The 26,449-nt window shown below is 71.6% G+C and carries 23 protein-coding genes and 3 tRNA genes; 12 read left to right on the forward strand and 14 right to left on the reverse strand.

Translation table 11 applies throughout. The features are described 5' to 3' along the window. Nucleotides 1-58 precede the first annotated feature (58 nt). Entirely contained in the window at nucleotides 59-2,488 is a 2,430-nt protein-coding gene (locus HUT12_RS09150; protein WP_176093101.1) for a hypothetical protein, read from the forward strand. Here the strand turns inward: HUT12_RS09150 and HUT12_RS09155 are convergent. Further along, on the reverse strand, nucleotides 2,462-3,682 hold the full coding sequence (locus HUT12_RS09155; RefSeq protein ID WP_176095707.1) for an acyl-CoA dehydrogenase family protein: 1,221 nt from the start codon (nucleotides 3,680-3,682) through the stop codon (nucleotides 2,462-2,464). The two genes, HUT12_RS09150 and HUT12_RS09155, sit on opposite strands and share 27 nt — an antisense overlap. Continuing rightward, entirely contained in the window at nucleotides 3,682-4,743 is a 1,062-nt protein-coding gene (locus tag HUT12_RS09160) for a phosphotransferase family protein (RefSeq protein WP_176093102.1), read from the reverse strand. Before HUT12_RS09160 ends, HUT12_RS09155 begins: the two co-directional genes overlap by 1 nt. A 146-nt stretch (nucleotides 4,744-4,889) precedes the next feature. Between HUT12_RS09160 and HUT12_RS09165 the strand changes: the two genes are divergently transcribed. Together HUT12_RS09165 and HUT12_RS09170 are read left to right on the forward strand one after the other, a co-directional pair. Continuing rightward, nucleotides 4,890-5,588, forward strand: coding sequence for an amino acid-binding protein (locus HUT12_RS09165; protein WP_131051769.1), 699 nt, complete (start codon nucleotides 4,890-4,892; stop codon nucleotides 5,586-5,588). Between the two features lie 111 nt (nucleotides 5,589-5,699). Further along, nucleotides 5,700-6,761 carry a GNAT family N-acetyltransferase gene (locus HUT12_RS09170; protein ID WP_176093103.1) on the forward strand — a complete coding sequence of 354 codons (1,062 nt, stop codon included), beginning with the start codon at nucleotides 5,700-5,702 and terminating at the stop codon, nucleotides 6,759-6,761. A gap of 341 nt (nucleotides 6,762-7,102) precedes the next feature. Here HUT12_RS09170 and HUT12_RS09175 read toward each other — a convergent pair whose 3' ends face one another. Continuing rightward, complete coding sequence (locus HUT12_RS09175; protein ID WP_176093104.1) at nucleotides 7,103-7,297, reverse strand: DUF397 domain-containing protein; 195 nt, start codon at nucleotides 7,295-7,297, stop codon at nucleotides 7,103-7,105. Beyond that, the gene (locus HUT12_RS09180) at nucleotides 7,285-8,031 is read right to left on the reverse strand and encodes a DUF5753 domain-containing protein (protein ID WP_176093105.1); all 747 of its coding nucleotides are present in this window, start codon (nucleotides 8,029-8,031) and stop codon (nucleotides 7,285-7,287) included. The genes HUT12_RS09175 and HUT12_RS09180 overlap by 13 nt, the downstream gene beginning before the upstream one ends. 210 nt (nucleotides 8,032-8,241) lie before the next feature. Here HUT12_RS09180 and HUT12_RS09185 point away from each other — a divergent pair, with 210 nt between their 5' ends. Then, nucleotides 8,242-8,589, forward strand: coding sequence for a hypothetical protein (locus HUT12_RS09185; protein ID WP_176093106.1), 348 nt, complete (start codon nucleotides 8,242-8,244; stop codon nucleotides 8,587-8,589). Next, entirely contained in the window at nucleotides 8,579-8,899 is a 321-nt protein-coding gene (locus HUT12_RS09190; protein WP_254876755.1) for a hypothetical protein, read from the forward strand. The genes HUT12_RS09185 and HUT12_RS09190 overlap by 11 nt, the downstream gene beginning before the upstream one ends. A gap of 110 nt (nucleotides 8,900-9,009) precedes the next feature. Here the strand turns inward: HUT12_RS09190 and HUT12_RS09195 are convergent, their stop codons facing one another. From HUT12_RS09195 to bioB, 6 genes are all read right to left on the reverse strand, one after another. Next, entirely contained in the window at nucleotides 9,010-9,726 is a 717-nt protein-coding gene (locus tag HUT12_RS09195; RefSeq protein WP_176093107.1) for a cutinase family protein, read from the reverse strand. Nucleotides 9,727-9,904: 178 nt separating this feature from the next. Continuing rightward, nucleotides 9,905-12,598, reverse strand: a complete 2,694-nt coding sequence (locus tag HUT12_RS09200; RefSeq protein WP_176093108.1) for a glycoside hydrolase family 9 protein — start codon at nucleotides 12,596-12,598, stop codon at nucleotides 9,905-9,907. A 696-nt stretch (nucleotides 12,599-13,294) separates the two neighbouring features. Next, complete coding sequence (locus HUT12_RS09205) at nucleotides 13,295-14,254, reverse strand: hypothetical protein (protein ID WP_131051761.1); 960 nt, start codon at nucleotides 14,252-14,254, stop codon at nucleotides 13,295-13,297. A gap of 172 nt (nucleotides 14,255-14,426) precedes the next feature. Then, nucleotides 14,427-14,933 (reverse strand): GNAT family N-acetyltransferase, encoded by a 507-nt coding sequence (locus HUT12_RS09210; protein ID WP_131051760.1) that lies wholly within the window; start codon nucleotides 14,931-14,933, stop codon nucleotides 14,427-14,429. A gap of 3 nt (nucleotides 14,934-14,936) precedes the next feature. Then, a complete protein-coding gene (locus HUT12_RS09215; protein ID WP_131051759.1) occupies nucleotides 14,937-15,137 on the reverse strand; it encodes a hypothetical protein in 201 nt (66 codons plus the stop codon). Further along, complete coding sequence (gene bioB, locus HUT12_RS09220; protein ID WP_131051758.1) at nucleotides 15,137-16,132, reverse strand: biotin synthase BioB; 996 nt, start codon at nucleotides 16,130-16,132, stop codon at nucleotides 15,137-15,139. Before bioB ends, HUT12_RS09215 begins: the two co-directional genes overlap by 1 nt. A 197-nt stretch (nucleotides 16,133-16,329) precedes the next feature. On the opposite strand from bioB, the gene HUT12_RS09225 reads away from it, so the two are divergent. Next, nucleotides 16,330-17,466: an 8-amino-7-oxononanoate synthase gene (locus HUT12_RS09225; RefSeq protein ID WP_176093110.1), complete on the forward strand. Its 1,137-nt coding sequence runs from the start codon at nucleotides 16,330-16,332 to the stop codon at nucleotides 17,464-17,466. Next, nucleotides 17,454-18,191 carry a dethiobiotin synthase gene (gene bioD, locus HUT12_RS09230; RefSeq protein WP_131057143.1) on the forward strand — a complete coding sequence of 246 codons (738 nt, stop codon included), beginning with the start codon at nucleotides 17,454-17,456 and terminating at the stop codon, nucleotides 18,189-18,191. Before HUT12_RS09225 ends, bioD begins: the two co-directional genes overlap by 13 nt. An 11-nt stretch (nucleotides 18,192-18,202) precedes the next feature. Here the strand turns inward: bioD and HUT12_RS09235 are convergent, their stop codons facing one another. Beyond that, the gene (locus tag HUT12_RS09235) at nucleotides 18,203-19,447 is read right to left on the reverse strand and encodes a cytochrome P450 (protein ID WP_236146016.1); all 1,245 of its coding nucleotides are present in this window, start codon (nucleotides 19,445-19,447) and stop codon (nucleotides 18,203-18,205) included. Nucleotides 19,448-19,456: 9 nt separating this feature from the next. Continuing rightward, nucleotides 19,457-20,125 (reverse strand): methyltransferase, encoded by a 669-nt coding sequence (locus HUT12_RS09240; protein ID WP_131057145.1) that lies wholly within the window; start codon nucleotides 20,123-20,125, stop codon nucleotides 19,457-19,459. A gap of 176 nt (nucleotides 20,126-20,301) precedes the next feature. Between HUT12_RS09240 and HUT12_RS09245 the strand changes: the two genes are divergently transcribed. Beyond that, a complete protein-coding gene (locus HUT12_RS09245) occupies nucleotides 20,302-21,213 on the forward strand; it encodes a hypothetical protein (protein WP_176093111.1) in 912 nt (303 codons plus the stop codon). Nucleotides 21,214-21,301: 88 nt separating this feature from the next. Here HUT12_RS09245 and HUT12_RS09250 read toward each other — a convergent pair whose 3' ends face one another. Both HUT12_RS09250 and HUT12_RS09255 read right to left on the reverse strand, forming a co-directional pair. Beyond that, a complete protein-coding gene (locus tag HUT12_RS09250) occupies nucleotides 21,302-21,877 on the reverse strand; it encodes a TIGR03086 family metal-binding protein (protein ID WP_176093112.1) in 576 nt (191 codons plus the stop codon). A gap of 84 nt (nucleotides 21,878-21,961) precedes the next feature. Next, nucleotides 21,962-22,564: a TetR/AcrR family transcriptional regulator gene (locus HUT12_RS09255; RefSeq protein ID WP_131056437.1), complete on the reverse strand. Its 603-nt coding sequence runs from the start codon at nucleotides 22,562-22,564 to the stop codon at nucleotides 21,962-21,964. Nucleotides 22,565-22,869: 305 nt separating this feature from the next. Here HUT12_RS09255 and HUT12_RS09260 point away from each other — a divergent pair. The 4 genes from HUT12_RS09260 (at nucleotide 22,870) to HUT12_RS09275 (ending at nucleotide 26,371) form a co-directional block, all read left to right on the forward strand. Continuing rightward, a tRNA-Gly gene (locus tag HUT12_RS09260) sits at nucleotides 22,870-22,942 on the forward strand. Between the two features lie 34 nt (nucleotides 22,943-22,976). Next, nucleotides 22,977-23,047 (forward strand) — tRNA-Cys (locus tag HUT12_RS09265). Nucleotides 23,048-23,064: 17 nt separating this feature from the next. After that, a tRNA-Val gene (locus HUT12_RS09270) sits at nucleotides 23,065-23,139 on the forward strand. A 355-nt stretch (nucleotides 23,140-23,494) separates the two neighbouring features. Next, the gene (locus HUT12_RS09275; protein WP_303393478.1) at nucleotides 23,495-26,371 is read left to right on the forward strand and encodes an AAA family ATPase; all 2,877 of its coding nucleotides are present in this window, start codon (nucleotides 23,495-23,497) and stop codon (nucleotides 26,369-26,371) included. Nucleotides 26,372-26,449: the final 78 nt, after the last annotated feature.

The following is a 26,449-nucleotide window of genomic DNA, read 5'->3' on the forward strand; positions in this document are numbered from 1 at the left end:
CTGACAGGCCCGGACAGAGTGTGCGCTGGAGGCTTCCAACGTGGCGACGCTTCATTCGATGCCGACCGACACCCCATCTCCTGCAGCGGTAGCCGATGCCTTGACGGAGGCATTCACACACCACAACGTACGCCCTATCCAGGACTTGCTGTCGCGGACGGGGCACGCGCATGCCCTGGCTGATCTCGATGCTCTGTTCACTGGCCGGGCCCCCGATTCGGAGATCGTGCGGGCCGTCCTCCGCGCTCAGGTCGGACACGTTGCCGGTCGACCTGATCTCCTTTTGTTGCTCGTCTCGTACCTCTACGCCCGAATCAACGAGATGTGGGATCTCTATGCCGATCAGGGTGGAGTGCTGCGGACGATCACCGAGGTGTTGCGCACGGGTTTTCCGGAATCTCCGGAACAGGTTCGAGGTGCCGGGTCCGGTCCACCTTCCACAGCGATCACCGAACATACCTCGATCATGCTGGAGAACATCTGGCTCGTGTCGCAGGGGATGGCAGTCAGCAGGGCTGTCAATTCCTCCTGCATGGACGAGGTGGAGAAGCAGGCGGGTCGCATTGTGGCAGCGATGGACGATCAGATCTGCCGGATCCGGTCGATTCTGGACGGCGGTGAATTGACCGACTGGTTGTCCGAGCACGCCAACGAGACGCGGGACTACTATCAAGCCCTCGTCTTTTGTGCCCAGGCAACGCGTCAATTCCTTCTGGCCGGGAGGAGAGCCGGCGATCAGGGCGTCCACGAGCGCCGGGAGGTTCTGGCCGAGGAGTTGGCCGGCTTCCTCGAAAAGGTAGAGCAGACCAGGCGTCGGCACCCGGCGAAGGCCTGGCTCTCCGGCGACCTTGCCGCACTCGCGGCCAACCTGCGGATCATGCGCGAGTGGGTGAACCGTGACTTCCTCTTCGTCGAGGATGCCACGGTCGTCTACATCTATCCGTTTGCGATTCCCAGCGCTGTGCTGGACCGGATGTGGCTGACGCCTGGTCGGGACGGATCGAGCGCGTCGACCGGGTACGGTGCCGATCCGATCAGCGCGATCAGGAGTCGTTGTGAAGAGCGAGCGGTGCGTGTGCACGGGCGACCGATCAGTGCGGTCGTGGATCACGCGGTCGGCGACGACTGGGGGGCGGAGTCCGACTATCGGGTGCTGGACGTGTCGCTGCCTCCGGTGTTGATCACGATGACGGACGCCGCGAAGACACAGACGACCCTCACCGCCACGCTGAGGATCAGCAGCCTCGGGAATCACAGCCTCCGCCTTGAGGGCGCTCTGGTCGATGCGGACGTGCACCTCGTCAACCAGGCGCTTCGTCGTCCATCGGTCGTGATGGGAGCCAGCGAGAAGGTGCGCTTGGCGACCTCGGACCACACGGAGGCGTGGAGCAGACTCTCCGAGTATGCCCAAGAGGTGATCACGGAATTCCTCAACGGGCTGAATGACGACCCATCGGTGGAGCAGTCCTTCGACGATGTCGTCCAGCGCACTGTAGGCACGGCGGTGGCACTGAGTCACTCGTTGTTGGTGGTTCATTCTCTCCAGGTCATTCAGGCCGACGGAACAGCCCGACATGCCTGCGGATCCGAGATCAGTGATGCCGCTGTCGTGGGCAGCAGCCTATTCGTCAGCCCCGTTGGCCGGGATGCCGTGACACTGGAGGAGTGGGTGCGTTATCGCCCATCGCCGGATGCCACCGACATCCTCGGCGACTACGGATACGACGGTGACATCGTCCTGCGTACGGCGAACACCACAGTGGTTTCCGCGCCAGAGACGCCGGACTGGATGGCTCTGAGCTACAGCGCTCAGGCCGAGTTCATCGCCACGCTTCCTGGCGTACTGCTCGGCTGGACTGCGGAGATCACCGAATACATCCGGCAGGCGCGGGACCAGCTCGACACGGCCCGACGGCTTCTTCAGGAGGCGCCGATGTCGACGGTCCAGGAGAGGAACGCACTGCAGCACACCATCTTGTCACTCGAACAACGGTATGCCGACCTCAGACTGGTCACGAGTGACGTCCGGGCCAAACTCAACGGAATCAATTCCCCCACCCTCTTGCGTGACCTGATCAGGCGTTCCTATTTCGACCGCCTGTACGAGGCGGCTGGTCTTGCCGCGTACGAACGTTCCTTGTTGAGTCGGATTCAGGAGGCTGAGGATCTGTACCAGGCCGCCTCGGGGCTGTTCCGCGCCTTCGACGACCGGCTGGCCGCTGCCGAATCTCACCGGCGTCGGCGCCTGAACACCATCCTGACCACGTCAGCGACTCTTCTCGCCATCGCCTCCACCGCCGAACTCTATGGACTGCTCAACGACCTCATCGAACCTCGGCCATGGGTGCTCGCGGTCGAGGTCACCTCGATCGGCGTATTTGCCCTGGCCATGGTGGGAGTTCTCGTTCTGGTCGGACGGCAGCCCCGAGCCAGGAACGCACGCCGTTCGTGGCGGGTGCCGTCAGGCGGGGCGGGTCCAGCGGCGTAGTTCGCGTTTGGCGAGGCTGGCGCGGTGCACCTCGTCGGGGCCGTCGGCGAGGCGGAGCGTACGGGCGTGGGTCCAGAGTGCGGCCAGGGGGGTGTCCTGGCTGACGCCGGCCGCGCCGTACGTCTGGATCGCCTTGTCGATCACCCACTCGGCCATCGCCGGCGTGGCGATCTTGATCGCCTGGATCTCGGTGTGTGCGCCCTTGTTGCCGACGGTGTCCATCAGCCAGGCGGTCTTGAGTACCAGCAGGCGGGCCTGCTCGATGCGGACCCGGGACTCGGCGATCCACTCCCGCACCACGCCCTGCTCGGCGAGGGGGCGGCCGAACGCGACCCGGTCGGCGGCTCGGCGGCAGAGCAGTTCCAGGGCCCGTTCGGCCATGCCGATCAGGCGCATGCAGTGGTGGATGCGGCCGGGGCCGAGCCGCGCCTGGGCGATGGCGAACCCGGTGCCCTCGGCGCCGACGAGGTTCTCCGCCGGCACCCGTACGCCGTCGAAGTGGATCTCGGCGTGGCCGCCGTGCGGGGCGTCGCTGAAGCCGAAGACGGTCATCCCCCGGCGGACCGTGACCCCCGGAGTGTCCCGGGGGACCAGGATCATGCTCTGCTGCCGGTGCCGGTCGGCGCCCGGGTCGGTCTTGCCCATCACGATGAAGATCTCGCAGGCCGGGTCCATCGCCCCGGACGACCACCATTTTCGGCCGTCGACCACGTAGTGGTCGCCGTCGCGGCGGATCGCGGTGGCGATGTTCGTCGCGTCGGAAGAGGCGACGTCCGGTTCGGTCATGCAGAACGCCGAGCGGATCTCACCGGCCAGCAGCGGGCCGAGCCACCGCTCCTGCTGGGCGGGGGAGCCGAACTCGGCGAGCAACTCCATGTTGCCGGTGTCCGGCGCGGCGCAGTTGAGCGACTCCGGGGCCAGGTGCGGGCTGCGGCCGGTCAGCTCGGCCAACGGCGCGTACTGAAGGTTGGTCAGCCCGGCGCCGTGGCGCGGATCGGGGAGGAAGAGGTTCCACAGGCCACGTCGGCGCGCCTCGTCCTTCAGCCCCGCCAGCACCGGCGGTCGGGCCCAGGGGTCACCGGCGGCGGCCACCTCGGCGGCGTACACGGCCTCGGCCGGGTAGACGTGATCAACCAGGAACTCGGTCAGCTCCCCGCGCAACTGCTCGGTGCGGTCGTCGTACCCGAAGTGCATCATGCCTCCCTCAGCGTGGCCAGCCCGTGGGCGACCAGCGGGGCGACCATGCCGCCGATGGTGTCGAAACCCTCGCCGAGGGTCTGCCCGAGGGTGTGCCGGTAGTGGATGCCCTCGCAGATCACCGCGAGTTTGAAGCAGCCCAGTGCCACGTGCCAGTCGAGCGGGCCGACGTCGACGTCACTGCGGGCGGCGTACCGGTCGATCAGCTCCGCGCCGGTCGGGAACCCGGCACGCGGGCCGGGTCCGTCGGCGACCGGGTTGTCGACGGAGACGCCGCCGCCCAGGACGTCCCAGTACGTCAGCAGCAGCCCGAGATCGGCAAGCGGGTCGCCGAGCGTGGCCATCTCCCAGTCCAGCACCCCGGTCACGGTCATCGACCCCGTCGCCGGGTCGACGGCGGCGAGCAGGTTGTCCAGCCGGTAGTCGCCGTGCACGAGACGGCCCGTACCGGTGCTGTCGGGAACCGTGGCGGCGAGCCGGTCGCGCAGCTCGTCGATGCCGGGAAGCGGTCGGCTGCGGGACCGGTCGAGCTGCCCGGCCCAGCGGCGCACCTGCCGGGCCAGGTAGCCGTCGGGGCGGCCGAAGTCGCCCAGGCCGACCGCCGCCGGGTCGACGGTGTGCAGCGTGGCGAGGGTGTCCATCATCGCCATGGCCAGGTCGTGCCGCTGCCCGGCACTGAGCCGGTCGGTCTGCCGGCGCGCCCGGTACACCTCGCCGGGCACGCGCTCCATCAGATAGAACGGCGCGCCCAGCACCTCCGGGTCGGCGCAGAGCAGCAGCGCGCGGGGGACCGGCACGTCGGTGGCGGCCAGCGCCGAGATCACCCGGAACTCTCGGGCCATGTCGTGCGCGGTGGCCAGCACGTGCCCGAGCGGTGGTCGCCGCAGCACCAGGTCACGGTCGCCGGCGTGGACCAGGTAGGTGAGGTTCGACCGCCCACCGGCGATCAGGTCGGCCCGCAGCGGCTCCCCGGCCGACTCCGGTCGATGCGTCGCGAGGTACGCGCCGAGACGGCCGAGGTCCAGACCGGCGGGGAAACGGGCAGCCGGATCGGTCATTCGGACAGTTGATGGCAGCCCCGTCAGGTTGTCAAGGTCAGGTTTTGCCCAGGGGACATGCCGCAGCAACAGGGACGAAATGGTCAACTGCCACGCTCGGGTTCAGCCTGCCGGGATTGTGCCGGCCCGCCGAGCGGAGGGTTCAGATGTTGCTGCGTGTACGGGTCACCCTGCCGGACCGTCCAGGCACGCTCGGTCAGGTGGCGCGCACCCTCGGGGTATCAGGCGCGGACATCGTCCAGGTGGTCGTCCTGGAACGGCTCGGCGGCCGGGCGGTCGACGACTTCACCGTGGTCTGGCCGGGCGCCGCCCGGGTGGAACGGTTGCTGGCCGGTCTGGCCGCGATCCCGGGCGTACGCGTCGACGGGGTGTGGCGGGCGATCGGCGCGCCCACCACCACCGGGCAGGACGCGGAACTGCTGGCCCAGGTCGCCGCCAACCCGGCCGACGGGCTGGCCACCCTCGTCGACGCGGTACCCGGACTGCTCGCCGCCGAGTGGTCCGTGGCCGCGGTCGTACCGGTCGACTGGGCCTCCCGCACCGGCGGCGGCGGAGCGACGGTCGGGCACGCGAGCTGGCGTACGCCGATGCCGCCCCGGCTGCCGGAGGTGACCCCGCTGCGCGCCCGGTCGATGACCATGCCCGACGGCAGCCACTTCGCCATCGCGCCGTTCGGTCGCGCCGGACTGGTCCTCGTGGTCTCCCGCGAGCACAACGAGACGTTGACCCCGGCCGCCTTCCACAGCACCGAGGTCGACCGGCTCGCCCAGCTGGTCCGGGCCAGCGCGGTGATCCTCGGCGACCGGCTCGACCTGGTCGGCTCCCCGACCGTCGCCACCCCCTGACCGGCCGCGACCTGGTGTGACGCAGACCGCAGGGCCCGTGGCCGCTGGACACGACGGGGCAACCGGCCGGCAACAGCGGCAGGCCAGAGTGACAGGTGAAAGGAGGCGACCATGACGCTGTGGCGGATCCGGGCCACCGTGGACGACCGACCGGGCTACCTGTCGGTGCTCACGGCGAGCCTCGCGCTACGTGGGGTCAACATCCTCACCGTGCAGGTGCACACCACCGAACGTGGCGCCGTCGACGACTTCCTCGTGGACGCGCCGGACACCCTCGACGAAGCGGGTCTGATCGCCGCCGTGGAACGGGGCCGGGGCCGGGACTGCTGGGTGGCGCGCAGCGAGGCGCGCGGCCTGGCGGACCAGCCGACCCGCGTACTCGGGCTGGCCACCCGGCTGGTCCACGACCCGGACGCCACCGGCGAGGTGCTGCGTGCCCTCCTCGGCGCGGACGAGGTGACCTGGCGTCCGGCACTCGCCGAGATGCGTATCGGAGTCGACGAGGCGACGATGCTGCTGGCCGACCCCAACGGCGGCTCCTACCTGCTGCGCCGGGTCGCGCCGAGCTTCACGCCCGCCGAGTACGCCCGCGCGCAGGCCCTGCTGGAGCTGGGCGCCACCGCCGCCCGCCGCACCACCGAGCAGGTCACCGTGGTCCTGCCCGACGGCGCCGAGCTGACCGTACGCCCCGCCGTCGCCGACGACCTGGCGGCCGTGACCGAACTGCACGAGGCATGCTCGGCGGACACCCGCCAACGCCGCTACCTTGGCGGTGCCTGCCTGCCCACTCCGGCCCGGATGCGTCAGCTCCTGGAACCGGCGCGTGGGCAGACCCTGATCGCCGCGACGACCGGCTCCGACGGGGCGGCGGAGTCGGTCGTCGCGATGGCGAACCTGCTCGCCGAGGGCGACGAGGCCGAGGTGGCCCTGCTGGTCCGCGACGACTGGCAGCGGCGCGGCCTCGGCTCGACCCTGCTGCGCCGGTTGACCCGGCAGGCCGAGTCCGCCGGGTACGCGGCCATGGTGCTGCACATCCAGGCGGACAACACGGCCATGCTGCGTACCCTGCGTCGGCTGGCCCGACCCACCACCGCCGACCGCGACGGCTCCCTGCTCACCATGACGGTCCCCCTCGGGGCCGAGGTGTCGGCGGCGACGGAACGCGCCGGCTGACAGCACAGACGACCGACCTCCGGTGCGGAGGACGGTGAGGTGGGCGGGACTCCCGATGCGGGAGCCCCGCCCACCGCCCTTTCCCGTCCCTCACGCGCGTGTTGCGGCCGTCGTGTGCCGTGTCGCGCGTGGTGCCGTGTCGCGCGCTCTGCCGCGGCGCGCGCTCTGCTGCGTCGATCATGGAGTTGTGGTGCCCGTTGTCTGATGAAACGCCCCTGTTTGTCGATGCCACAACTCCATGATCGGCGGGGGTGGTGGCTGGCGGGGAGGTGTTGGGGCGGCTGGGGACGGGGAGAGCGCCCGGCCCCGGTGGGGCGAGCGCTCTCGGATGTCCGCAGTGGTCAGGCTCGTTTGGCGAGTTGGGCGACGAACGCCTGCCATGCGGTGGGATCGAAGGCCAGGGCGGGACCACTCGGGTCCTTGGAGTCCCGGACGCCGACGATGTCCGGCAGATTGTCGGTGACTTCCACGCAGTTCCCGCCGTTGGAGCTGCTCCGAGTGCTTGTGCGCCAGTGGGCGCCGGTCAGGTCAGCCATTCCCGCGCTCTCAGAAACTCGATGGACTGGTCACGCGGAAGCGCCACCGACCTCACGGTATCCCAGACGGCCCAGAGTGGAGCCACCTCATTGGTGATCCGTCCCTGGGCCTGATCGTCCAGGTAGCCGACGTCGTCCCCGTCCGCAGTCGTGGCGATAACGAACGGCCCGGCCTGGCCCGGGTGTAGACCGGCCGTCAGTGGAACGATATGCACCATGACGTTCGGCCGCTGCGCCATGGTGATCAGGCGGTCGAGTTGAGGTCCCACGACCTTCTGTGTGCCCCGGCGTAACGCGGCTTCGTCGATCACGAAGACCGCGAGCGGTGGTCGAGGCCGCTCGAACACCGCTGACTGCCGCTCCATCCTGAGTGCGACGAGGCTTTCGGTGTCGGCCATCAGGGGCCCGGAGGCGAGCACGGCCTGCGCGTATTCCTCGGTTTGTAGAAGCCCCGGAATCACCGACGACTCGTAACAGCGGAGTCCGGTCGCTTCCCGTTCGAGCTGCGTCCACGGCAGGAACCACGCGGGCTCCTTACGTCGCAGTGCGTCCGGCCAAAGGTCCTCTATGTCCCGCCGCAGGATTTCTGCCACGAGGGCACGATGACGCATCTGCGGAACGCGTCCCTGGCTGACCCATCGCGCAGCGGTTTTCGGATCTACTCCGATCTGAGCTGCGAGGCTGTCGGCGGTCTCCCCGGCCGCTGCCATTGCGAGCTGAACAGCCCGATTCATCCCCTGCTCCAAACACATCGTCCAGAATGTCTTCGGTACACACTCCTACGCGGTGTAACTGCCCCGCAACCCTTGGCAAGGTCTTGTTCAGATGGCGCGTTCGGTGGAGGTCAATCCCCCTAACCCGGCGGGCGCGTTCGTCCCGGGGGTCGCCGCCGGGCGAGCATCCGCGGCGGCCCCCGGTCCACCGAGGCGGCGAGGGAGGCTCCCGTGTCCACACCGAGACCGACGAACGATGTCCCGCCGTCGCGCTGGTCCGCACCCACCGATGGATCGCCATCTGTACCGTCGCTCGCCGCAGTGCTCGGTGGGGAAGCACTCGGCACCGTGGCGGTGGGGGACGTGATCCGGGTGCCGGAGGGGGCGTACCTGCCCGGGGTGGGAGAGCTGCTGCTCTACGTGGCCGAGGTGATCGGCCGGGCGCAGCAGCAGGACGGCCACGTGTGGGCCGAGGTGAGCGGGCATGCGGTGCAGGGGGACGGGACGCTCCAGGTCCGCCGCCGGTACGCCCGGGTGCGGGTGGACCAGGCTGTGGTCGTACCGCGTCGTGCCTGGTGAGCGGCGTCGGCCGGACGGGACGCCGGTGGTCGAGCCCGGTGTGTACCTGTTGACCCGCGAGGCGGGTCCGCAGTTTCGCACGCCGATCGTGGTGCGGGTCGTCCGCGAGCAGGCCGACTGGCATCCGCCGTACGGCTGGACCTGGATCCAGTGTTACCAGCTCGACCGGTACGGAGACGCGGTCGAGAAGCGGCAGTTGTTCGTGATGCCCGCCGGGTTGCGGCGACTCGTGCTCGCCCCATCCCCGCACACCCGACCACACCGCCACGATCGTGCGGTACGGATGTCTATCTTGGACAGTTTCCGTTAGCTCCTAACGGAAACTGTCCAAGATTGCCGTCGCCGCAGTACGGCCGTCGCCGGCTGCCGACGACGACGGACCCGCCGCACTCGCCGCCGCAGATGGAACCAGCCGCGAGGTCAGCGGGGTACGTCGGCGGTGGCGCGGGCGGCGGCGAAGCGGGTGGCCTGGGGGTGGAATCCCTGGTAGTTGACGTGTGCGGCGAAGCTGAATCCGCCCTGGCAGAAGCGGTCGTTGGCGTTGCAGTACGACTGGATGCGGTCGGCGAAGCCGTTCAGTCGCCCCGCGCCCCGGGGGAAGATGCCGGAGCGTCGGCCGTCGGTGACGTTGAAGGGTTCACCGGCGGTGAAGGAGGGGTCGCCGAAGAGGAGGACTGACGAGACCCGGGTGGCGAGGTCGGCGGAGAGGCCGGCACGACTGCCGGTGCCGGCCAGCGCGTCGCCCATCACGTCGGCGCCCTGGGAGTAGCCCATCAGGACGAAGCGGGTGCCGGGGCACTGCGCGGCGGTCGCGGTCATCACCCGCTGCACCTCGGTGACGCCCTGGCGGACGCTGGCGACGTAGTTGCCGGAGGCCGGGTAGTCCAGCGGGGTGGTGCGGACGGTCTGCGGCAGGTCCCGGGTGATCTGCCGGGCCAGCGGCGTCAGCACGATGCCGAGGCCGGGGCGTTCGGTGGTGCCGCGTGCGCCGATGACCTCCAGGTCGGGGCAGGTGTTGCGGGGTGCCTCGGCGGCGAAGGTCATCGGGGCGATCGCGAGCCCGGCGAGGGCCACCACCCCGACCGCCACCAGGGCCAGCAGGCGTGTCCGACGTGTCCGACGGTGTCGTCCGCGCATTGTTCAGCTCCTTTTCCCAGGTCGACAGGGGTGCCGTTGGGTACGGGAGCGGTCGGCGTGCGGGTGGATCTTATGGATGTTCACACAATCTGCACTGATGGTGAACCGATCGGGGTGTCGGCGCGTGCTGGAGGGGCGGTGTGGCCGAGCACGTCGGCCGGCCACACCGCCCCCGGGATCAGGCGACGGTGCAGGTCGCCCCGTTGACCGTGAAGCCTGTCGGTCGGGGGTTGCTGCCGGTGTGCGTACCGTTGAAACCGATGCTTGTCGATGTGCCCGGCGCGAGAGTGCCGTTGTAGGACAGGCTGGTCGCGGTCACCGACGCGCCGGTCTGCTGGAAGGTCGCCCCCCAGCCCTGGCCGACCCGCTGGCCGCTGTGCGGGAAGGTGAACGCCAGCGTCCAGCCGTTGATGGTCGAGGTGCCGGTGTTCGCGATGGTGATGTTCGCGGTGAACCCGGTGCCCCAGTCGTTGGTGCCGTAGGTGACCCGGCAGGGCGTCGTCGGCAGCGGCGCCGAGGTGGTCACCGAGACCTTCGCGGTGGGCGGCGAGACGTTGCCGCCCGCGTCGACGGCCACCACGTGGAAGCGGTACGTGGTCTGCGCGGTCAACCCGGTCGCCGCGTACGTGGTGCCGGTGACGGTCGCGACCAGCACGTCGTCCCGGTAGACCCGGTACCCGGTGACGCCCACGTTGTCGGTGGCGGCACCCCACGTCAGGGTGGCTCCGGTCGCGGTGATCCCGGAGACGGTCACCGCGCCGGGAGCGGTCGGCGCGACCGTGTCGTCCGGGTCCGGCGGCGGCGGGTCGGTGTCACCGGTGGGCTCCACGCCCCACACCCGGACCCCGCCCGCGTACAACGGCACGTTGCGGTTCGGCCCGGCGGTGGCCTGGAACGACGGGTCGTTGCCGGTGTTCCAGGTGCCGCCCTCGGGCACACCGACCTTGAACTGCACCTCCATCCGGTGCTGCGACTGACCGGCCGGCGCGATGGTCTGTCCGGTGCAGTCGACCTCCACGTACCAGAGGTCACCGCTGGCCTGCTTGGCGGTGCTCGGCGCCGGGCAGCCCTGGGTGTAGCCGGGGGTGACCTGCACCGCGCCGGTGCCGTCCGGGCGGAAGTAGTAGCGGAACTTCGCGTCGGTCAACGCCCGCGCCGGGAACGCCGACTTGTTGTAGATCATCACCTTCAGACCGGTGGCCCGGGTCTCGTTCTGCATCACCGTGGTCTCCACGGTCAACTCGTCGATGTCGGGCCGCTCGACACCCGGGAAACCGGCGAGCGGCGTACCCCCGTACTCCTGGGAGAGCCGGGCCAGCGCGGACGTGAAACCGGCGTTGTAGTCGGTGGCGACCTCGTTCATCACGTAGTCCGACCGGTTGTCGGTGTACGCGTCGTTCGGCGACGACGGCCCGCCGACCAGGGCGCCGAAGAGGGTGTGCCGGGTCTCCGTGGGTACGGTCATGCTGTCCCACCAGGAGCCGTGCGCGGTGCGGTGGTGCGGGTTCTTCGGCGGGTTGGTGCCGAAGCCGACCACGTAGCTGGAGTTGCGCGGGTTGTCACCGAGTGCGTAGTTGATCTGCCGGACGGCGAAGTCGTGGTAGCGGGTCTTGCGGGTCGCGTCGGTGGTCTTGTCGCTGTAGACCAGCGCGGCGAACGCGGTGTTGGCCGCGTACCGCAACGCGCCCCAGGAGTCGAGCACCGCCATCCCGCCGGGGGAGTAGCGGATCCGTTCCCCGTTCACGCCCACGGTCCAGAAGTCCAGCCACCGGTTGGCGTCGTCGACGTACTTCTGCTTCCCGGTCAGGTTGGCCAGCAGCACGTACGCGCCGAACTGCTTGTTGTCCCAGGCCACCGTCCACTTGTAGGAGCGGGTGGTGGTCTGCGGCTCGGTGCCGAGCTTGTCGTACTCGCTCTCCGCCTTGGCCAGGTACGTGGCGTCGCCGGTCGCCCGGTACAGCCAGATGGCACCCCACACCAGCTCGTCCTGGTAGCCGCTCCACGACCGGTAGAAGCTGGTCGCGTCCGTGATGCACTCGTGGTAGCTCTTACGCACCGTGTCGGCGAACGTGTAGAGCTGCCGCGCGTGGGTGAGCAGCTTATCGGCGTACGCGGCGTCGGTCGGCCGGAACACCATGGACGACGCGGCCATCGCCGCCGCCGTCTCACCCGCCAGGTCCGCGCCGCCACAGCTCGCATCGATCTTGTACGCGGGCCGCGCCATCGGCATCACCTCGGCCGGCCCCCACCACTTGTGGTCGTCGTCGCCCTTGCCGACCTGCCCGTACAGCACGTTCGGCGAGGGGTGCGCCTTGACGAAGTAGTCGTTGACGAACCGCAGATTGTTCAACAAATGGGTGAGCTGGCCCGACGCCACGTACCCGGCCCGGTACTCGACCGCGCCCCACGCCAGCATCGTCGTGCTGAACGCCATCGGGAAGCCGAACTTCACGTGGTCACCGGCGTCGTACCAGCCACCGGTGAGGTCGAGCCCCACGTCCGCGCCGTCCCGCAGTGCCGAGTCGTCGCGCCAGGAGACCCGGTTCCAGTCCGGCAGCTTGCCGGACTGCTGCGCCTCGTAGAACAGCAGCGACTTCTGCAACGCCTCGGCGTAGTTGAACGCCGGAGCGGCGGCGTTGCTCGACGCGGCGTTGCTGGCGGCGGCGTTGCTGGTGGTGGTGTTCGGTGCGGTGGAGTTGGTGGTGTTCGGCACGGTGGTGTTCGGCGCGGCGACGCCTGCCGCCGGTACGCCGACCGCCAGCGCCAGGCCGGCGGCGATGACCGTGCCGGTGCTGCGGAGACGACGCGACCAGTGGCCGCGTCGGCCGGGATCGTCGCCGCGCGCGCGGCCCGGCCGTCTGATGTGGTGCATGCGGCTGCTCCTGTCGTACGGGGCAGGCAGCGTCGACGCGCACGCGTCGGGGTGGACGGCTGCCGGCGGTGGTGGCAGAGTGGCTCCAGCAGGACCGGGAGCGCTCCCATGGATGAGTAGCAATGTAATCTGGCGTTCACCGGTTTGGGAAGGCCGAGCGGCACCATAGGAGCGAGCGTTCCGGGAAGGCCGATCCGGAACGGCGCGAGCGTCTCGTCGGGATGCAAGCCGGGGCGCGGGCGATTCTGGGCCGGCGGGGGTAGCGTCGGCGGGCCGAATCGCGTTACACCGACACGCCGCTGGTGGCCCCTGATTCCACCCCGACGTCCCGACACGGGACCCGCCCGTCTGCCCAGGTCGGACCGTTCGCCTGAGATCGGTGGGCCCCATCCGCAGGCAAGCTTGTGCCATCTCCTCCGGCTGATCGGGGGGAGACCCGATGACCAACCACCCGAGAACGGCCGCCGGTGTCCCTCCGGCGGCCGTTCTCGCCGTCACCACCCGATCCACCCGGCCCGTACCCGCCAACCGGGTCTGCTCCGTCCGGGTCTGCTCCGTCCGGGTCCGCTCCGGCCCGTCCCTGCTTACCGCGTCCGCTCCGTCCGTTCGCAGGACGCGGTACCTCGCGCTTACGGTGCAGCCTGTCCGGCGATCGTGGACAATTTCCGTTCGACAGTGACGGCAACCGTCCAAGATTCACGAGTCCGGACGCCAACCGGCGGCGACGAGGGCGCGGCGGACCGTGTCGGCGACCTGGTCGGGGTGGGCGCGTACCAGCCAGGCGGGAAAGCGCAGGATACGGTCACCCGTCGTCCAGACGTCGTTCTGCCGCTGCATGTCCGCCGCCCACTGGCGTACGTCCATGTGGTGCGCCCCGTCGATCTCCACATGGATCCGCCACTCGCGCCAGTACGCGTCGAGCCAGCGCGTACGACCGGTGGTGTCGGTTCGTCGCTCCTGTAGGTCCGGTGCCGGCAGCCCGGCGCGGCGGCAGAGCCGGACGAAGTCGATCTCGCTGAGCGCCTGCGCGCCACCGGCGATGTCGTCGACGGTCTGCCGGATCAGTCGTCGCCGTGGTGCCCGGGGCAGGACGTCGAGCACGGCGGTGATCTCCTCGGGCAGTACCCGTCTCTGCTGGCACCCGGCAGCCAGCACCTCCTGCGCCGCGCGGGTCGAAGGTGCCCAACTCGCCGCGTCCACCAGGGCACGTGCCGTGCTGGTCCGGGGCGGCCGGCCGACCTGAAGGTGGTCGGCGGGCAGCAGCGACGTCCGGTGCACCACCACGGCGGCCATGTCGAGCGGCAGCCGGCGCAGGGTGGTACGCCCGGACCGGCGGGTCGACGGCACGAGGACGTGCAGCGGCTCGGGCCGCAGGCCGCGTACTCCGGCCTCGGTAGCTGCGGTGGGACCGGCGAGGACCGCGCCGCGTCCGCAGGCCAGGACGGCCACCCAGAGTTGTTGGGTCCGGGTGAGTCGGCCGTTGCCGGAGAGCAGCAGGCCACGGCCGACGGAGCGCCATCGGCGGGAACGGACGAGACCCCGTAGCGTGCCCTCGGTCAGGACGGTCAGCGCCTGGGCGGTGGTGAGGACTCCGGCCTGCGCGAAGGCCAGCCACTCCAGCGGGTCGGCACGATCATCGGGTACGAGGGGCGGCATCGTCCGACTCTGGACATTCCAGCGGCGGGGCGCCAGCGGATTTCCGGTGCTGCGACGGCGGGGATGTTAGGAAGGGCCCCCTGCTATACACGAGGCGTTAGCAGGGGGCCCTTCCTTACATAACACCCAGCGCACCCATCAGAAGCGCGCGAGGGTCGCGGTCCGGGTGGGGTCAGCGGAGGTCGTCGGCGAGCAGGTCCATCAGGAGGCCGTCGTGCCAGCGGCCGTCGGCGCCGCGCTCGTAGCGACGGAGGACGCCGACGGTGCGGAAGCCGGCCTTCGCGTACGCGCGGATCGCGGCGGTGTTGGCCGCCGCCGGGTCGATGGTGAAGCGGTGGTGGCCGTGGGCGTCGACCAGGTGCCGGACCAGGGTGCGGATGGCGTCTCCGGCGAGGCCCCGGCCGCGTACCGACGGGTCGAGGAAGATGTCCAGTCCGGCGTGGCGGTAGTCGGGGTCGTTCTCGGCGTACCACTGGATCGCCCCGACCACCCGGTCGTCGTGCTCGACGACGTACACCTCAAGGTCGTCGTCGGCGAGGTCGGCCTCGACGGCGGCGGTCAGGTCGTCGTCGCCGCGCCACCAGCGACGGACCTCGGGCTCGGCACGGATGGCGGCGAGCGTGGGCACGTCGTCGGCCGTCGCCCGCCGCAGGGTCACCGTCTCTCCGCGCAACGTCACGCCTCAGCCTCGCTGTTCGCCGTGTTCGACGCAGGTGGCGGACCAGCCGACCGGCAGCACCTGCACCTTCATCCGGCGTCGGCATCCGGCGCAGTACCGGGGCGGTTCCAGGGTGCGGGCCGCCGCGCAGCCTTCGTGGTCGCCGACCGCCACGGCCTCACCGCAGCGGTCGCACCACGTCCCGACCAGCTCGCCCATCGGCATCAGAGCGTCGCCGACAGCGCCTTGACCGGCATCTTGAGGTCGTCGAGCAGCTTGAGGTCGTCGGTGGCCGGTCGACCGAGGGTGGTCAGGTAGTTGCCGACGATCACCGCGTTGATGCCGCCGAGCAGGCCGTCGCGGGTGCCCAGGTCACCGAGGGTGATCTCCCGGCCGCCCGCGTACCGCAGGATGGTGCGCGGCATGGCGAGCCGGAACGCGGCGATGGCGCGCAGCGCGTCCTTGCCCTCGACCACCGGACGGTCGCCGAGCGGGGTGCCCGGCCGGGGGTTGAGGAAGTTCAGCGGCACCTCGTGCGGGTCCAGTTCGGCGAGCTGGGCGGCGAACTCGGCCCGCTGCTCGACCGTCTCGCCGAGCCCGAGGATGCCGCCGCAGCAGACCTCCATGCCGGATTCGCGGACCATCCGCAGCGTCTCCCAGCGCTCCTCCCACGAGTGCGTGGTGACCACGTTCGGGAAGTACGACCGGCAGGTCTCCAGGTTGTGGTTGTACCGGTGCACACCCATGGCGACCAGCTCGTCGACCTGCTCCTGGCTGAGCATGCCGAGCGAGGCGGCGACCTGGATGTCGACCTCGGCCTTGATCGCGGCGACGCCCTCGCGCATCTGCGTCATCAGTCGCGCGTCCGGGCCGCGGACGGCGGCCACGATGCAGAACTCGGTCGCCCCGGTCGCGGCGGTCTGCTTGGCGGCCTCGACCAGCGACGGGATGTCCAGCCAGACCGACCGCACCGGCGAGGTGAACAGCCCGGACTGCGAGCAGAAGTGGCAGTCCTCCGGGCAGCCGCCGGTCTTCAGCGAGACGATGCCCTCGACCTCGACCTCCGGGCCGCACCAGCGCATCCGCACGTCGTGGGCGAGCTGGAGCGTGGCGGTCAGGTGCTCGTCGGGCAGGTTGAGCACCGCGAGGACACCGGCCTGGTCCAGGCCGACGCCACCCTCCAGCACCTGGGTACGGGCCTGGTCGAGGATCTCTGGCATGGCACGTACCCTACAAGGCCGTCCGACGGGCGGAAACGTGCGCGGCCCCGCCCCGGTGCCCTCCGGCGAGCCGTACGGCGCCACGCCGGGGCGGCCCGGACGGGTGGTAACTTCGCCCGGCGGAAGCGCCCGGGGCGACGACGTGCGACCGGGCGACGACGCCTGACGGTGGAAACCGGCGGGGAAGGGGCGTGGTGGTGGCGGACTGGCTGGCGGCCCTGGCACGCCGCGCGGACCTGCGGGCCAAGGCGGGACTGACCCGTCGGCTGCGTCCGCGTACCGCCGACGACGCCGTGGTGGACCTGGCCGGCAACGACTACCTGGGCCTCTCCGCGCATCCCGAGGTGGTCGCGGCGGCGGCCAAGGCGCTCTCCGAGTACGGGCTGGGCGCGACCGGCTCACGACTGGTCCGGGGCTCCACCGACGCCCACCACGCGCTGGAGGACGCGCTCGCCGACTGGCTCGGCACCGACCGGTCGCTGCTCTTCTCCTCCGGCTACCTCGCCAACCTCGGCGCGGTCCGGGCGCTGGTGCGCCCCCGCACGCTGCTGGTCTCCGACGCGCACAACCATGCCAGCCTGATCGACGGGTGTCGCATCTCCGGCGCGGAGACCGTGGTGACCCCGCACGCCGACGTTGACGCGGTGGCGGCGGCCCTGGCCGGGGCACCCGGCCGTCCGGCGGTGGTGGTCACCGAGTCGGTCTTCTCCGTCGACGGTGACCTGGCGCCCCTGGCCGAGCTGCACGCGACCGCCCGCGCGCACGGGGCGCTGCTGCTGGTCGACGACGCGCACGCGCTCGGTGTCGTCGGTCCGGCCGGGGCCGGTGCGGTGGCCGCCGCCGGGCTGACCGGCGCGCCGGACGTGGTGGTCACCGCCACCCTCTCCAAGGCGCTCGGTGGTGCCGGCGGGGTGGTGGCCGGTCCGGCCGAGTTCGTCCGGCACCTGGTGGAGACCGCCCGGACCTTCATCTACGACACCGCGCTGCCGCCGGCCGTGGCCGCCGGGGTGCACGCCGCCGTCGGGCTGGCCCGTGACGGCGACGCCCTCCGCGCCGAACTGGCCGCCCGCGCCACGCTCGCGGTGGACCGCCTGCGCGCCGCCGGCCTGGAGGTCTCCGTCCCGGACGCCGCCGTCGTCTCGGTCACCGCCGCCGGCCCGGAGGCGGCGACCGCCTGGGCCGCCGCCTGCCGGGACCGGGGCGTGGCGGTCGGCTGTTTCCGGCCGCCCTCGACCCCGGACAGCCGGTCCCGGCTGCGGCTCACCATCGGTGCCGGGCCGTCCCGGGCGGACTTCGAGCGGGCCCTGGAGGTCATCGTGGAATGTGCGCCGTGACGGATCAGTGGCGCGGACCGGTGCTGGTCACCGGGACCGACACCGAGGTCGGCAAGACGGTGGTGACCGCCGCGATCACGGCCGCCGCGCAGGCGGCCGGGCTGCGGGTGGCGGTGGTCAAACCCGGCCAGACGGGTACGGCCACCGGTGAGCCCGGCGACGTCGAGGCGGTCACCCGGCTCTCCGCCCCGATGACCGCCCGCACGCTGGCCGCCTACCCCGATCCGCTCGCCCCGTTGGCCGCCGCCCGGGTGGCGGACCTGCCGCCGCTGGAGTTGTACAACGCCGTCGACGCGATCCGCGAGGAGGCGGAGAAGCACGACCTGGTGCTGATCGAGGGCGCCGGTGGGCTGCTCGTCCCGATGGGGCTGCGACCCTCGGGCGAGGCGTGGACGGTGGCCGACCTGGCGGTGTCGTTGGGTGCCCCGGCGGTGGTGGTGGCCCGCGCGGGTCTCGGCACCCTCAACCACACCGCGCTCACCCTGGAGGCGCTGGACCGGCGTGCGGTGCCGGCGGGTGTGGTGATCGGCGCCTGGCCGGCCGACCCGGAGCTGGTGCACTGGGCCAACGTCAGCGACCTGCTGCCGAACCTGCTCGGTGCGTTGCCGTCCGGGGCCGGGGCGATGGACCCGGGGGTGTTCCGGCGGTCCGCGCCGGGCTGGCTGACCCCGGCGTTGTACGGCGTGCTCGACGACTGGCGGGCCTGGGCCGACGAGATCAACTGAGGCCGACGAGATCAACCGAGCGGGGCGCGCGTCACGACCAGGGCGTCCGGCATCCGGAAGGTGAGGTTGTCCGGGTAGCGGGGTGCGCGGAGCACACGGACCCGGGCCAGCAGCGGCGCCACCTCGGTCACCACGGTCGCCGCCTCCATCCGGGCGAGTTGGTCGCCCACGCAGCGGTGTACGCCCGCGCCGAAGGCCAGGTGCCGGCGTGACCCGCGTTGCCCCGGCCGGAACCCGTCCGGTGACTCGACGACCGCCGGGTCGCGTCCGGCACCAGCCAGCCAGAGCACGATGCTGGTGCCCGCCGCCACCGCCGTCCCGCCCAGCGTGGTGTCCACGGCGGCGACCCGCCGCCAGGTGACGATCGGCGGTTCCCGTCGCAGCCCCTCCTCGACGACGTCGGTGACGGCCACCGTGCCGTCGCGCAGCCCGGCGAGCACGGTCGGTTCCCCGATCAGCCGGTGCATCAGCAGAGTGAGGAACTGCGAGGTGGTCTCCTGGCCGGCGACCAGCAGGAAGAACAGTGCGCCGACCACCACGTCGGGCGGGTGCCCGGCGTCCCGCAACGACGCGGCGAGCCCGCCGCCGGTGACCGCGAACTCGCGCAGCACCCGGTGGAAGCGACCCACCTCGGTGGCGAGGGCCTGCTGCCGGTCGGCGTCCAGGGGTGCCCAGAACAGTTCCAGCGCGGCGCGGGCGAACTCCTTCACCGCCGCCACCGGCGCGTCGGGCAACTCGACCAGCCGGGCCAGGACCAGCAGCGGCAGGTCGGCGGCGAGCGCGGCGTGCAGGTCGACGTGCACGCCCTCGTCGAGCGTCGCGTCCAGACCGGCCACCCGTCGGCGGACCAGCGCGGCGAGCCAGTCCCGCTGCTCGGCCACCCGCCTCGGGTGCAGCGCGTCGGCGACCAGCGCGCGGATCCCCGGGTGGTCGGCCCCGCCGTTGTTGGCCAGCGTGGGCGGCAACCGGAACCGGTGCGCGGCGAGGACGCGCAGCGCGGCCACCGGGATCGGGGTCACTGCGTCCAGGGCGTTGTCCGGGCGGTACGTCACCGGGTCGGTCAGCACCTGCCGCACCAGCGCGTGCCGGGTCACCAGCAGATGGGCGACACCCACGTGGTCGACGACCCGGACCGGGTCGACACCCGCCCCCGCACCGGCTCCGGCGGACCCGGCTCCCCGGGCATCGGCCATGGCGGCACCGGCCCCGGCGCTCGCGGTCGCCTCCGGGGCCTGCTCCCAGGCGCGGAACAGCACCGCGTCACGCTAGCGGGCCGCCGACGGCCGTCCCGCGCGCAGCCGCCACACCGTGGTGCGCTTCACCCGTACGCTCTCCAGCGCCTCGCTGACCGGCACGTCGTAGGCGGCCAGCTCGTCGAAGCGGTCCCGGGGCAGGAAGGCGCGTCCGGGATCGCCGACCAGCACGGTGGCCCCGGACCGGGCGGCGCGCAGCAGGAACCGCAGGACCCGGTTGGCCATCGCCTCGCTGTAGAACACGTCGCCGGCGAGCACCACCTCGGCGTCCCCGGCGTCCCGATCGAGGACGTCGCCGAGTTCGGCGTCGACGCGTACCCCGTTGGCTTCGGCGTTGAGCGCGACCGCCGCGACGGCCAGCTCGTCGACCTCCACCGCGCGCACGGCGGCGGCACCGGCCCTGGCGGCGGCGATCGCCACCAGGCCGGAGCCGGAGGCGAAGTCGAGGATCCGCCGGCCGGCGACGAGGTCCGGGTGGTCGGTGACGTACCGGGCGAGGCCCTGACCGCCCGCCCAGGCGAAGGCCCAGAACGGCGGCGGCCGGTCGCTGCGGAACTCACCCTCGGTCAGCTCCCAGAGGCCGATCGGCTCGTCCGCCTGGTGCAGCCGTACCTCGGGGACGAAGGCGACGGGACCGAGCCGGGCGTGCAACTGGACGAAGGCGGCGGAGAGAGCGGACACCCGGTGATTGTCCATCGTGACCCTGTTCGGCGTGTCGCGGGTGTCGCGTGACCGGTTCAATACCGTACGTGAAAAGGGGCATCTTGCTTCACACCACGTGCGAACACGCCCGTCTACCGGCTGGCGCCCGGCCCTCATAGCGTGGCCGATGGAGGCGACCAACAGGAGGACAGATCGTGAGAAGGCTGTGGCGGAACACGCTACGGATCGGGGTGGTACTGGCCTGCGTCACCGGTGTGCACCTGGCCATGTCCGCGCCGGCACAGGCGGCGTTCGCCACCGAACTCAGCGGCCTGCCGGACCGGTTCACCGCCGGAGGGCGGGTGGAGACGGTCTCCGCCGTGGTGTCCCGCTCCGACCAGGGCGGCTGCATCAAGGTGCGTTGGTCGATGGTGGTCGGTGTGCAGGGCGTACGGCTGGACCAGGTGCGGATCGACCGGATCGAGGAGAACGGTTCGTTCCCGGTGCAGGTGCGGACCGAGGGCAACGCGGCCCGGTTGACGGACCGGCAACTCGACCCGGGCACGCTCTGTCCGGGGCGTACGGTGACCGCCCAGTACCGGATCGCGTTCGCCCGGAACGCCGACCAGGGGCAGGTCCAGCTCGCCGTCGAGGCGTACGACCAGAACCTGCAGTTGCTGTCCCGTCAGACCGCGACCCGCGACGTGGTCGGCGGCCAGGGGGCGGCCCGGCCGACGGCGGCGCCGAACCCGACCGGGGCGACGCCGTCGGAGTCGCCGCGGGAACTGGAGCCGCAGCCGACGGAGGACCCGCCGGAGGAGGGACCGGGGGAGAGGGTCGATGCCGGTGCCGCCGGTGGCGGAGCCGCCGCGCCGGACGCCGGAGCCGCCGGCAACGTCTCGCAGACCGGGGCGGGGCTCGGCCTGACCGAGGTCGCCTTCCTGCTCGGTGGGCTGCTGCTGTTCCTCGGCGTCGGCCTGCTGATGCGGCTGCGGCAGTTGACCAAGGATCCGGAACCGGTACCCGCCGACGGCGTCTCGGTGAGCGCCGCGGACCGCTGGGAGCGGCAACCCGGGCCGCGCCAGCGCTGGCGGACGGTACCCCGTGACGGTGGTCGGCTGGGCTGACCGCTCGCGTACTTCACACACCGGGGGTGCGGCCGGCGCGGGATCTCCCGCGCCGGCCGCCGTACTCGTCACGCCGTGCGGCGGGCGGTTACGGTGCCCAGCCGGGATCGCGGCCGAACGCGCCGATCAGCCGGTCCTGCTCGTCGGCCTGCGGTGAGACGTCGACCTGGTCGTGCACCAGCCCGTTGCTCCGGTAGTCGCCGACGGCGCGGCGGAACCACCGGGCGCACTCGGCGACCGCGTCGGCGTCCATCCTCGGGTCGACGCCGATCGCCACGGCCAGGTCCCACCCGTGAACGAGATGCTCGGCGAGCAGTTGGTGCAGGTACTCCTCGGCGGGCGTGTCGCCGGCCGAGAGGTGCACGGTGCGGTGCAGCGCGCCGGGGGAGGCGGCGGCCAGTTCGGCCTGTGCCGCCGCGTCACGCGCCGCCACGACCGGATCGTCACCGAGCTGGTCGCCGTCGTACCGGTCGCCGACCTGCGCGACGGTCCGGCCGGCGAGCAGCGCGACACTCCAGCGCTGTTCACCGACGACGTGGTTGACCAGGGTGCGGACGTCCCACCCCGGGCACGGGGTCACCGCCGACCACTGCCCACCGCCGACCTGTTCCACCCGGTCGGTGAACTCCACCAGACTGCGTCGGTACACCTCGAGCAGATCCATGGCGTCATTGTCGTCGTCGCCGACCGCTTCCGACGGCGGTTCGCCAGGTGCCGGAGACGGCCTGGTGGTCGGTGCGGTGCGGGCTCAGTCGAGCTGCGCCGGATCGAGGCCCAGTTCCCGGGCGGTCACCAGGCGTACCCACTCGGCGAACTGCCGTCGGGAGATCACCCGGTCGTGCACCGCGAGCTGGACCGCCAGGCCGTCCATGACCGCGCTGATCCGCCAGGCCGCGCCTGCCGGGTCGGTGCACTCGAAGACACCCTCGCGGACCCCGTCGGAGATCACCGTCGCGAGGTCCTGCCGCCACCGCAGGTCCAACTTGCGGGAGACCTTCTCCAACTCCGGGGTACGCAGCGACTCCGACCAGCCGTCGATCCACATGGACCAGGAGGTGGGTCGACCGGCAGGAGTGTAGAGCCGGAGGATGCGACGGAGCTTGGTCAGCGGCGGGGCACTGGACCGGGTCACCGTGTCCAGCCGGGCCAGATCCTGTTCGACCGCGTACGCGAAGGCCTGCGCGAGCAGGCGTTCCTTGGTGGCGAAATGGTAGAAGACCAGGGCCTGGCTCACCCCGGCGGCCTGCGCCACGTCCGCCGTGCGGGTGTTCGCCAGCCCCCGCTGCACGATCACGTCACAAGCGGTGCGCAGCAGGGCATCCAGGCGGATCTCGGCCGCACGTCTCGTCACGTCCGTCACCGTAGCCCATCAAGACGGACACGGCGTGTCACCAAACCCCTGGTGATCCGGCTTGCGACAGTCGGAACCCGGACACTCGCGACGTCCGTCCCGGGCCGTCTACCGAGCTGCGGTCCTGCTCTTGCGCGGCCCTCCACCATCGGCCGCGATCAGGAGCAACCAGTGCAGGCTCCTAGGAAGCTCGCGGGGCGCGGTCTGCCGCACGGCGGAACCGGGCGCGCCGGGTGGGGCCCGATTTGGCAACCGTTCCACCGCTCGGCTAAAGTTCTCATCCGTCACCGGAAAACCGGAGACGTGCGGACGTAGCGCAGCTGGTAGCGCATCACCTTGCCAAGGTGAGGGTCGCGGGTTCGAATCCCGTCGTCCGCTCGGAGCTGCCGCCACGCGTGACGGGGGCAACCTCGGTGGGGTGGCCGAGAGGCGAGGCAACGGCCTGCAAAGCCGTGTACGCGGGTTCAAATCCCGTCCCCACCTCGGTGTAACAACAGCACGGGCGATTGGCGCAGTGGGAGCGCGCTTCCTTGACACGGAAGAGGTCACTGGTTCAAACCCAGTATCGCCCACCATCGATCGCAGTTCGAGCGGCCCGCTATCAGATCCTGATAGCGGGCCGGTTCGTCTTCGGGTGACCGGCTGGCCCCGTCATCCCCCCGTGGTCGTGTCGCGTCCCCGCCCGCCGGGAGGCATCCGGGCGAGGGGGTGGATCGGTGCGGGGTGGTGCGGCGCGGGGGACGGTGCGGTGGGGGCGTGCCCGCCGGGGGTGGTACGCAGCACGGATGCGGTCGCGGTGGGAAAAGCGAGCCCAGGAAATGCGAGCCACATTCTCGGTGTTCAATTCGTGGTCATGTTCGGGCGTGACGGTCGGCTAATATGCACCGATGCGCGTCGCTTCGCGGTCCATTCCGTTCGGGTGCATTCGCCATGTTTCCAGTTGATCTGCCAACTGTCTGGGCCGGACGGGAAAAGGAACTGGCCGTGTTGCACGCCGCCGCCGAGGCCGCCGGCCAGGGCCGTGGGTCGGTGCTGTGGGTGGAGGGCGAGGCGGGCATCGGTAAGTCTGCCCTGGTCGCAGCCGGTCTGACTGCCCGGGAGGGCGGCAGCCGTGAGGTGCTGTGGGGGACTGCCGACCAGTTGTCCCACCGCTTTCCGTTGCGGGTGATGCTGGACTGTCTCCAGGTCCGGCCGCGTTCGCCGGATCCGCGCCGGGCACGCATCGCCGTGTTCCTGCGGGACCGTCGGCCAGGGCTTTTCGCTGCCGACGACATCGCCGGTACGGCGACGGAAATGCTCGTGTCGCTGGTCGACGAGTTGTGTGCGGACGGCCCGACGGTGCTCGTCCTCGACGACCTGCAATGGGCCGACGAGGCGTCGTTGATGCTGTGGCACCGGCTCGCCCTCGCGGTCGAGGAGCTTCCGCTGCTGTTGGTCAGCGCCACCCGTCCGGTGCCGACCCGGCAGGACGTCCAGACGTTGCGGGCCGCCACCCTGCGCCGGGGCGGCACGCTGCTGGCGCTCGGCGCGCTCAGCCCGGACGACGTCCGCACGATGACCACCGGGGTCCTCGGCGCGCCACCCGGACCGGGCCTGGACCGTCTGCTCGGGCGGGCCATGGGCAATCCGCTCTATCTGCGTGAACTGCTCGACGCCCTGGCGCGGGAGCAGACCGCCGGTGCGGTGCCGAGCGGCGGTGAACTCTCCGACGACGCCCTCGACCGGGTGCCCGCCTCCTTCGCGGCAGCGCTGACCGACCGGCTCAGCGTGGTGTCGGCGGCCACCGCCCAGATGTTGCGGACCGCATCGCTGCTCGGTGGCGAGTTCGCCGTCACCGACCTTGCCGCAGTGCTGCGCCGGACCGCGTCGGACCTGGCCGAAGGGCTGCAGAACGCGGTCACCGCCGGGATCGTCGTCGGCGTCGGCGACCAACTCGCCTTCCGGCATCCGCTGATCCGGCAGGCGCTCTACGACAGCATGCCGGCGGCGCTGCGTGCGGCGCTGCACTGCGAGGCGGCGCGGACGTTGGCGGGTGCCGGCGCCGAGCCGCTGCGGGTGGCCCAGCAACTGTTGGCGGCCGGGCACACCGGTGACGAGTGGACCCGTACGTGGGTGGTCGAGGCGGCACCGGCGTTGGCGGCCCGTGCCCCGGACATCGCGGTGGAGTTGCTGCACCGCGAGTTGTCGGTGAGCCCGCTCGACCGGGCCGACCAGGCGGTGCTCTCGGTGGAGCTGGCCCGGGTGCTGCTCGACGCCGGGCGTCACTCCGAGGCCGCCGCCCGGGCGCGGGCGGCGTTGACGCTGCCGACCGGGCCGGGACAACAGGCCGAGATGTCCTCGATCCTGGCCCGCACGCTGTTCGGCCAGGGGCGCAACGAGGAGGCGCTGGACGTGCTGGGTACGGCGCTGCGCCGGCCGGGCATACCGGCGGTGTGGCAGGCCCGCCTGCTGGCCTCGCTGTCGATGGTCAACCGGGCGAGCAACGGCGACCTGGGTACGGCGGACAGCACCGCCCGGGAGGCGTTGCGGGTGGGGGAGGAGGCCGGGGACGCCTTCGCCGTCGCGTACGCGTTGACCGACCTGTGGCTGACCCACTCGGTCCGCCGCGACCACGTCGCCGCCCTCGACTACGCGGACCGGGCGCTGGCCGTGCTGGGCGACGCACCCGAGTACGCCGACCTGCGGACGTTCGCCTTCGACGGCCGGATCTTCAGTCTGCAGAACCTCGACCGGTGGCCGGCGGCGCAGGAGACCCTGTGCCGGGCACGCGACCTGGGTCAGCGCGACGGCGGGCCCGGTCGGGGCGTCTCGACGCTCACTGCCGCCGTGCTGCTGTACTGGCTCGGTCGCTGGGACGACGCGCTCGCCGAACTCGACGGCCTCGAACGGGACAGCACGGCGATCACGTACTCCGGGCTGCGGGAGCGCGGGCCGGCGTTGCTCTGGCACGGCGTCGCCGCGGTGATCGCCGGGCGTCGCGGGAACACCGCCGTCGCGACCGCGCACCTACGCGCCGGTCTGGAGCTTCCCGTGCGTACCGTCGCCGACCGGGAGAATCGCGACTTCCTGCTGGCCGCGCGGTCGCTCGCCGCCGAGCAGGCCGGGGATCCGGCGCGGGCGCTGGCGGAGCTGTCGGTGGTCCTGGACCGTGGGCCCGGTGAGATGACCCTGCTCCACCAGTGGACGCCCGAGCTGGTGCGGCTCGCGGTGGCGGCCGACGACGCGGCGGCGGCCCGGGCGGCGGTGGAGGCGTGCCGGGCCGAGACCGCGGCGGAGTCCCGGCCGGGTCGGGCCGCGGCGGCGTTGCGCCGGTGCCAGGGGCTGCACGAGGACGATCCGGCACCGCTGCGCGAGGCGGTCGCGTACTACCGCTCGGTCGGGTCCCCGGTCGAGTTGACCGGCACGCTGGAGGACCTGGCGGCGGTACTCGCCCGGCGCGGCTCGGCGGCCGAGGCGAGGACGCTGCTGGGCGAGGCGGTCGACGGGTACGACGGCCTCGGCGCGGTCTGGGACGTGCGCCGGGCCGAGCGGCGGCTGCGGCGTCTCGGTGTCCGTCGGGGTGTCCGGGGTCCCCGGCCGGCCCGCGCGCAGGTCGGCTGGGAGGCGCTCACCCCGACCGAGGCGCGGGTGACCGCGCTGGTGGCGGAGGGGCGGTCCACACCGGACATCGCCCGGGAGATGTACCTGTCACGGCGTACCGTGCAGACCCACATCTCGCATGTCCTCGGCAAACTCGGCGTGCGGAGCCGGGTCGAGATCGCCCGCGAGGCGCTGCGCCGGGAGGCGGTCTCCGGCGCCGAGTCCTGACCCTGTGACGCCGCCGAGATCGGTATGCGTCAACTGACTGATGTCTACGCGCGGTGATCGGCGCAGCATCTGTGGTGG

The organism is Verrucosispora sp. NA02020, from assembly GCF_013364215.1.
GTDB lineage: Bacteria > Actinomycetota > Actinomycetes > Mycobacteriales > Micromonosporaceae > Micromonospora.

Excerpts from the sequence above, each read along its gene's own strand:
- HUT12_RS09180 (WP_176093105.1), bottom strand. The coding sequence starts at position 8,031 with ATGAATCGGGCTGTTCAGCTCGCAATGGCAGCGGCCGGGGAGACCGCC.
- bioB (WP_131051758.1), bottom strand. The coding sequence starts at position 16,132 with ATGCCAGAGATCCTCGACCAGGCCCGTACCCAGGTGCTGGAGGGTGGC.
- HUT12_RS09160 (WP_176093102.1), bottom strand. The coding sequence starts at position 4,743 with ATGACCGATCCGGCTGCCCGTTTCCCCGCCGGTCTGGACCTCGGCCGT.
- HUT12_RS09155 (WP_176095707.1), bottom strand. The coding sequence starts at position 3,682 with ATGCACTTCGGGTACGACGACCGCACCGAGCAGTTGCGCGGGGAGCTG.
- HUT12_RS09150 (WP_176093101.1), top strand. The coding sequence starts at position 59 with ATGCCGACCGACACCCCATCTCCTGCAGCGGTAGCCGATGCCTTGACG.
- HUT12_RS09200 (WP_176093108.1), bottom strand. The coding sequence starts at position 12,598 with ATGCACCACATCAGACGGCCGGGCCGCGCGCGCGGCGACGATCCCGGC.
- HUT12_RS09250 (WP_176093112.1), bottom strand. The coding sequence starts at position 21,877 with ATGGATCTGCTCGAGGTGTACCGACGCAGTCTGGTGGAGTTCACCGAC.
- bioD (WP_131057143.1), top strand. The coding sequence starts at position 17,454 with ATGTGCGCCGTGACGGATCAGTGGCGCGGACCGGTGCTGGTCACCGGG.
- HUT12_RS09195 (WP_176093107.1), bottom strand. The coding sequence starts at position 9,726 with ATGCGCGGACGACACCGTCGGACACGTCGGACACGCCTGCTGGCCCTG.
- HUT12_RS09215 (WP_131051759.1), bottom strand. The coding sequence starts at position 15,137 with ATGCCGATGGGCGAGCTGGTCGGGACGTGGTGCGACCGCTGCGGTGAG.
- HUT12_RS09275 (WP_303393478.1), top strand. The coding sequence starts at position 23,495 with ATGTTTCCAGTTGATCTGCCAACTGTCTGGGCCGGACGGGAAAAGGAA.
- HUT12_RS09170 (WP_176093103.1), top strand. The coding sequence starts at position 5,700 with ATGACGCTGTGGCGGATCCGGGCCACCGTGGACGACCGACCGGGCTAC.
- HUT12_RS09205 (WP_131051761.1), bottom strand. The coding sequence starts at position 14,254 with ATGCCGCCCCTCGTACCCGATGATCGTGCCGACCCGCTGGAGTGGCTG.
- HUT12_RS09165 (WP_131051769.1), top strand. The coding sequence starts at position 4,890 with ATGTTGCTGCGTGTACGGGTCACCCTGCCGGACCGTCCAGGCACGCTC.
- HUT12_RS09175 (WP_176093104.1), bottom strand. The coding sequence starts at position 7,297 with ATGGCTGACCTGACCGGCGCCCACTGGCGCACAAGCACTCGGAGCAGC.